Origin of the sequence: Flavobacterium branchiicola, assembly GCF_018383905.1 — a bacterium.
GTDB lineage: Bacteria > Bacteroidota > Bacteroidia > Flavobacteriales > Flavobacteriaceae > Flavobacterium > Flavobacterium branchiicola.
In genome coordinates this window covers 118805-125733 of sequence record NZ_JAGYWA010000011.1, presented here as the reverse complement: position 1 = coordinate 125733, position 6929 = coordinate 118805, and the positions used below count along the sequence as shown (strand labels likewise).

The following is a 6929-nucleotide window of genomic DNA, read 5'->3' as shown; positions in this document are numbered from 1 at the left end:
CCGTCATTGTTATTACTAAGCGTAGTAACAGTTTCGTTGTTCTTAACCATATCATTGATGTTGATCACCTTCGTTGCACCGCTTTGGTCTAAATAAGTAAACTCATTTTTAGTGCTGTCGTAGCTTACGTTTCCTGCCGTATTGTTTACGATATTCTCGATAATCTCTTTTACAGTAGTATTGTTTGCAATCGTTGAGAAGTTGCTTGTTACATCTCCAACCACATTGATTTTAACCTCAGTACCTGCTTCATTTGTATACGTGTAAGAACCGTCATTGTTATTACTAAGCGTAGTAACAGTTTCGTTGTTCTTAACCATATCATTGATGTTGATCACCTTCGTTGCACCGCTTTGGTCTAAATAAGTAAACTCATTTTTAGTGCTGTCGTAGCTTACGTTTCCTGCCGTATTGTTTACGATATTCTCAATAATCTGTTTTACCTCAGTATTGTTTGCAATTGTTGAGAAGTTGCTTGTTACATCTCCAATTACGTTGATGGTAACTTTGTCTCCTGCCTCGTTTGAATAGGTGTAAGTTCCGTCGTTGTTATTACTTAATGTAGTAACAGTTTCGTTGTTCTTAACCATATCATTGATATTGATCACCTTCGTTGCACCGCTTTGGTCTAAATAAGTAAACTCATTTTTAGTGCTGTCATAGCTTACGTTTCCTGCCGTATTGTTTACGATATTCTCGATAATCTGTTTTACCTCTGTAGTGTTGGCAATTGTTGAGAAGTTGCTTGTCACATCTCCAATTACGTTGATGGTAACTTTGTCTCCTGCCTCATTTGAATAGGTGTAAGTTCCGTCGTTGTTATTACTAAGTGTAGTAACAGTTTCGTTGTTCTTAACCATATCATTGATATTGATCACCTTCGTTGCACCGCTTTGGTCTAAATAAGTAAACTCATTTTTAGTGCTGTCATAGCTTACGTTTCCTGCTGTATTGTTTACGATATTCTCGATAATCTCTTTTACAGTAGTATTGTTTGCAATCGTTGAGAAGTTGCTTGTCACATCTCCAATTACGTTGATGGTAACTTTGTCTCCTGCCTCATTTGAATAGGTGTAAGTTCCGTCATTGTTATTACTAAGCGTAGTAACAGTTTCGTTGTTCTTAACCATATCATTGATGTTGATCACCTGAGTTGCACCGCTTTGGTCTAAATAGGTAAACTCTTTTTTAGAATTATCATAACTTACATTACCTGTCGTATTGTTTACGATATTCTCGATAATCTGTTTTACCTCAGTATTGTTGGCAATCGTTGAGAAGTTACTTGTCACGTCTCCTACGACATTAATCGTAACAGCAACTTTTTTCTCATTTACATAAGTATAAGTTCCATCATTGTTATCTGTAAGTGTAGTAATAGTTTCAAGATCATTAATATTGATTATCTGAGTATTTCCTGAACTATCGATATAAGTAAGTTCTTGTGTAGTCGGGTTATAAATAACTGTTCCGGATCCTGAAACTTCTGTTGAAAGAGCTAATCTATTCCATCTATTATCATACCAATAGTAATACCCCGGTACAATAAGAGTATTATTTGTAATATTAAACACTAAAAGACTTTCTTTAGCTTCTTTAATCGTAACCGCATCTGTTAGACTTGTCAAAGCAACATTAGGTATTAAAACCCCTTTGTCTGAAGCACTAACTTCTAGTTGGGAAGACTTATGTGGATCTTTGGTACCGATACCCACCTGCGAATGCATTGAATAAGTTCCTAAAATAATAAATAAGGGAAGTAATTTGTTTCTCATAGCACTAATTAGGCATTAATTATTTTATCAAATTTGTTAATTCTTAAAAACAAGAATTAGCTTACAAATATCATTTTATCCCAAAAGTATTAGCGCCACAAGAAGTTATTTAAATTGTAAAATAAGGTATAATGCTAAATCGAGAGAAGTCCCACTTTTGCTATTCATTTTAATCAATAAAAAGAAAGGAAGACCCTGTATTAATGGCTTAAGACTATGTTTTCAATAAAGACTTTTTTGTAAAAGTTATAATTAAAAACATTTTATGAATTACCTTTAAAAGCTTTAAAAATATCAGAATAAGACAAAATAATTTTACTGCAATTTGTATTAAAAATTGCAACTTCTAAAGAAGTATCTTAACATTTTTACAACAAAATAAGTTACTATCAATAAAAAAGAGAGGATTCTCATCCTCTCTTTTCTTACAACTCTAAAAAGTCCTAAACCAGAAATTTCGAAATACTATTTGAAAATCAATTAAATAGCATGACTTATATTTCTGAACACAAAGTTCTCATTTTCAACAAAATAAACCCTACTCTAAAAGTTTTTTAAATTGTACTTTAGGACATCTTTTTATCGTTTCTTCACAAGATCTTATTTAATACCTTTTTTCAATTTTTCTAAAGATAAATCTGTTTGTGTTTTAAGCTGATTGATTACAATCTGAGCAATTTTTGTAGCGCCCAATAATGATAGATGTGTATCATCCGCTTTATCTTTGTCGTAATACGAACTTTCTCCAGCCTTGAAATGGAGATGCAGTTGTTTTGATTTTTCTGGTCCATAAGATTGTTCCAGCATTTCTGTGTAATATTCCAAATCAATAAAAGGCACTTTATATTCTTGAGCTACTAAACGAGCCTCTAGAGGATAATCGCCATGTGTGGGAATTAAAACTCCTTTTTCATTAAAATTGCGTCGTGCTATTGATGTCAATAAAATCGGAATTGCTCCCTTGGCCCTGCTTTCTGTAACAAACTTAATCAAGTTATATCGATACGCCGTATGAGGATTAGTATAACGTGTTGAGTCTTCTATTTTTTCGTCGTTATGTCCAAATTCTATAAAAACATAATCTCCTTTTTTGAGCTTATTGTAAATAGAATCCCAGCGTTTTTCAGCTATAAAACTTTTGGTACTTCTGCCATTTACTGCTTTATTTACCACAACAATATTATCATTAAAAAAAGGTTGTAACACTTGCGCCCATCCATGTTCTGGATTTTTATCAGGATCTTTTTTATTGGCCATTGTAGAATCCCCAATACAATATAAGGTTGTTTTTTGAGCGAAAGTTACTGAGGTGATCAAAAGTGCAAGGAGTATGTATTTCTTCATTTGTTTGTTGTTTGTTGTTTTTTATTTTTTGTTCGACGCTCCTGTCAAATTTTAAAAAATCTCTTTGATTTACTCTGATCTTAATAAATCTTCGTGAAAAATTTGCTCTCGCAGATTTAGCCGATTAATTGGATTTTCTTGTGTGTTTTTTGCTTTTTTTTTACTGCTAAGCACACTAAGATTTTTGCAATGGTCACAACGTTTTTGTATTTTCAGTCCTTTGTCAAAAAAATGACGAGCTTTGTAGAGATGGTATCGTTAGACGCACAGCAGTGCGTCTCTACAGAAAATCTTTGAACCTATGCCCCTTTGACTAGGGTTTCGAAACTGCTGTTGGTACGCTCGCCTTTTGTCCAATAAAAACGTCTGTCATCAAAACATTTTCTGCGTTTTCGTTTGATAAGGCATTTTTAGCTGATTTGATTTCGATGTTATTAAAGGATATGTTACTGATTTTTTTGTTTGGAAATCCCTGAATTACAATTCCGGATTCTGATGCTTTATTACAGGTTATATTCGAAAAATGTACATTTGATATATCCGACTGAAAACCTTTTCCTTCTCCATGATAATTTGCCGTAATATAAATACAGTCTTCAACTTGATCTAACTGAATATTCTTTACAAATATATTTTTGATATATCCTCCTCGGTCTGCATTTGTTTTTAAATAGATTCCTCTTTTTAAATACCCGATAGTTTTGCAATTTTCAACAAAAACGTTTTGTACTCCTGCCGACATTTCACTACCTATTACAACTCCATGTAATCCTTTAAAGTTACAATTTCTAATTACAATGTTTTCACTTGGCGTTGCTGTATTGGTTCTTCCTTCATGATCTCTTCCTGCTTTAATGGCAACATTATCATCACCATTATTAAAGGTTACATTTTCTATTAAAACATCTTTAGCATATTCAGGATCTATTCCGTCGTTGTTATGATTTAAGGATTTATAACTGATTCCGCGAACGGTTATGCTTACTGATTTTAAGAGATGAAGACACCAAAATGGCGAATTTTCTATTCTGATATTTTCCACCAATATATTTTTGCAATTTAAAAACTGAATCATCTGAGGTCTTAAAAAATAACCTTCACCAAATTTTCTATCCTGTACAGGAACGCTATTGTGATTCATTTCACGGCTTCGTTCTTTTCCTGCACCTTCTTTTACTTTAAACGTTTTCCAGATCTTTCCTCCCTCTCCGTCGATTGTTCCTTCACCCGAAATAGCAATATTAGTGCAATTATTGGCATAAATAAGCGGACTGTAATTGTAAAGCATTGTTCCTTCCCAGCTCGTTAAAACCATTGGTAAATAGTCCTGCGGATTATCACTGAATTTAATTTTGGCTCCTTTTTCAATTTTTAAATTTACATTACTTACAAAATGAATTGGTCCATTGATTTTATAAATTCCTTTTGGAACGATGATAGTTCCTCCGTTATTTTTTTTGCATAAAGCCATCGCTTTATCGAAAGCCTTTTTATTATTGGTAATGGAATCTCCTTTTGCGCCCAATTTTGTAATATTTATTTCGAAAGATGGAAAAACGGGAAGCTGAATTCTGTTTACTATCGAATCGACTTTTGCTGTTGGAAAATTATTTTTCTGGGCAAAGGAAACGCAGGAGATTAATAAGAGAAGTAGATATTTCATTTTTTTTTTAAGTTCTGAGGTTCTTAGATTTTAAGTAGCAAAGGTTCAGAGGTTAGTTGGAATACTTCGTGTTTTCGTTCCTACGGATCTTTGTATCTTTGTTCCTTTTTACCTCTGAACCTTTATTAAAAATACCAATTAGGTATTGCATCTTTCAAAATATTTTCTGTTGTATATTTTTCAGCTTCTGCTTTCTTAAGCTGATGTGACCATTGTACTCTTTTTGAGGGTTGAAATCCTTCACCGCTGCAATTATACTCTGCATAAAAAGCTTTTTTCTCCGCCTCCGGTTTCGACCAGTTTTCCCAGCCTTCCGGTTTAATTTGTTTTCCCATTTCGCAATTCATAAAAACTGTTTTAGCATAAATGCGCCATGGTCTTCCTAAATAAACAGCATCGGTGGTTGGTTCTGCGGTAAGTTTACAATTCTTAAAAACAAAACCAAAAGGAATTCCTTCGGGGGTTGAAGCTGCCGTTATATACGAGTTTTTGATACTGTGAATTTCGCAATTCTCAAACAAAGCCGTTGCACTTCCAAAAATAAAATCGGTAGTACCTTCTATGTAACAGTTTACAAAATATTGTTTTGCTACTTTTCCTGACAGGTATAAAGTATCCTGATTTCCTAAAATAATACAATTTGAAATTTTGGCGCGATTGGCAACGACAGATAATGCAATACCCTGACCATTATCGCCCGAAGCATTTTTGATGGTTAAATCATTAGCAGAAAAATCATCTCCTTCTACCAAAAGTGTATAGGTATAGAAAGTACTGTTTCTTCCTAAATTGATTTTCGAAAAATTATCATCAAAAGTAATGATCGTTTTTTCTTTGCTTTCGCCTTGTAAAGCAACATTTGTATTCCATTCGGGAATTCTGACTTTTTCATTGTAAATTCCATTCTTTATACTAATGGTAATTTTTTCATACGGAAATGCGGGACATGCATAAATGGCATCCTGAATTTTGGTAAAATCTCCGGAACCATCCTGAGCAACAGTAATTAGGGTTATATTCTTTTTATCTGTAACATTAACTTTTGTTCCGTTTTTAATTGCCCACGAAGGGTATAATTTCAGAACTTCCTTGGCAGCGTCTGAATACCACGAATATCCATTTCGTCTCTCTGAACCAATTTGATCTAATGATTTTTTTCTGATTCCATCGCGATCACAAAAGAAAGGTTCATTGGTTTCTAAATCAATAAAACGAGCCCAGATAGGCGCCGAATTTGCTGTTGGAATCATCTTTTTATCTATAATTTTTCCTTCGTCGTTCAGAACTCTTTTTTCTTCTAAATTGGTGATTTTAGTTTTCTCAAACCATGCAACAGCACTTTTTACTGCGGTAACAATTTCCGGTGTCGGCTTTTCAACTGACATTAGCAATAATACAATTTTAACCGATTCGTAACCACTTAATGACGCTAACTCAAAAGCTCTTGCATTTGCCGGTGCCAAAGTAACTTCGTCATGTTGCGCACACCAGGCCGTTAAAACACCGTTCTGTTTGTATTGCGTTTTTAAAATACAGTCGATTCCTTTATCAAAAGCTTTTTGTGTTTTTTCTACAATTTCTTTTGATGGTTTTATACTGTAAAAGTTGGTTTCCTGACTGATTTCTTTCAGTACATTCAAAATATTAACCATCGAATCATCATTGTAAGTAATGTGCGTGTAATATCCTTTTTTTAACGGATAAAACTGTGGCCATCCGCCATTTACATATTGTGCTTCTAACAAATAATTTAGTCCTTTTAAAAATGAATCTTTATAGCGCTCGTCTTTTACTTGAGCGTACATTTTGGACATAAATAGCATTTCCTGACATGTTGCGCCATTATCTGTTGTGGTTTCTACAGCTGTTTTTTTAAGTGCAAGCAAATCCTTTTTTTCTTTAGGAGTCAGCTCATTCTGCATTTGAATATTTTTGGGCCAGCCGCCAATATCCCTTTGGTAAAGCAATACATTTTCGGCAATCTTTTTTGCCTCGTCAGAACCAAACCAGGATGATTCGTTTTTACGAATAACATCCGGCCACTTTTTGTACGTATTCTGTGCCTGCAAACCTATACTAAACAGTAGTATAAAAAATGCAGCTATTTTTTTAAATTGAATCATTTTACTTTCTTTTCGCTCTTAAAT

Annotated in this window: 4 protein-coding genes; all 4 read right to left on the bottom strand. The window is 33.6% G+C overall.

The window, feature by feature from the left end; all coding sequences use genetic code 11:
• Positions 1 to 1775: autotransporter outer membrane beta-barrel domain-containing protein (locus KHA98_RS21755; protein WP_213260095.1), on the bottom strand; the 1775-nt coding region annotated here is incomplete at its 3' end.
• 600 nt (positions 1776 to 2375) lie between these two features.
• On the bottom strand, positions 2376 to 3119 hold the full coding sequence (locus tag KHA98_RS21750; protein WP_213260094.1) for a rhamnogalacturonan acetylesterase: 744 nt from the start codon (positions 3117 to 3119) through the stop codon (positions 2376 to 2378).
• Between the two features lie 313 nt (positions 3120 to 3432).
• Positions 3433 to 4782, bottom strand: a complete 1350-nt coding sequence (locus tag KHA98_RS21745) for a glycoside hydrolase family 28 protein (protein WP_213260093.1) — start codon at positions 4780 to 4782, stop codon at positions 3433 to 3435.
• A 125-nt stretch (positions 4783 to 4907) separates the two neighbouring features.
• The gene (gene pelA, locus KHA98_RS21740; protein ID WP_213260092.1) at positions 4908 to 6905 is read right to left on the bottom strand and encodes a pectate lyase; all 1998 of its coding nucleotides are present in this window, start codon (positions 6903 to 6905) and stop codon (positions 4908 to 4910) included.
• Positions 6906 to 6929: the final 24 nt, after the last annotated feature.

What these genes read in the sequence shown, in the direction of transcription:
- KHA98_RS21750 (WP_213260094.1), bottom strand. Translation starts at nt 3,119, where the DNA reads ATGAAGAAATACATACTCCTTGCACTTTTGATCACCTCAGTAACTTTC.
- KHA98_RS21745 (WP_213260093.1), bottom strand. Translation starts at nt 4,782, where the DNA reads ATGAAATATCTACTTCTCTTATTAATCTCCTGCGTTTCCTTTGCCCAG.
- pelA (WP_213260092.1), bottom strand. Translation starts at nt 6,905, where the DNA reads ATGATTCAATTTAAAAAAATAGCTGCATTTTTTATACTACTGTTTAGT.